We start from the raw sequence: 285 nt of genomic DNA on the forward strand, positions 1-285 counted from the left end.
CTGGGCCACGAGTTCTCGCGCGCGGTCGAGATGATCCTGGCGGTGCGCGGCCGGGTGGTCGTGTCGGGCATGGGCAAGTCGGGCCATGTGGGCCGCAAGATCGCGGCGACCTTCGCCTCCACCGGGACGCCCGCGCAGTTCGTGCACCCGGCCGAGGCCAGCCACGGCGATCTGGGCATGGTCACCGAATCCGACCTGGCGCTGGTCCTGTCCAACAGCGGCGAGACGCCCGAGCTGGCCGATCTGATCGCGCATACGCGGCGGTTCTCGATCCCGCTGATCGGG

At 70.9% G+C, this 285-nt stretch carries 1 protein-coding gene; it reads left to right on the forward strand.

Features of this window, described 5'->3' with window-relative positions; all coding sequences use genetic code 11:
* The coding region (locus TW83_RS16890; RefSeq protein ID WP_275451656.1) for an SIS domain-containing protein at window positions 1-285 on the forward strand (285 nt) is incomplete at its 3' end.

This window comes from Paracoccus sp. S4493 (assembly GCF_000967735.1).
GTDB lineage: Bacteria > Pseudomonadota > Alphaproteobacteria > Rhodobacterales > Rhodobacteraceae > Paracoccus > Paracoccus marcusii.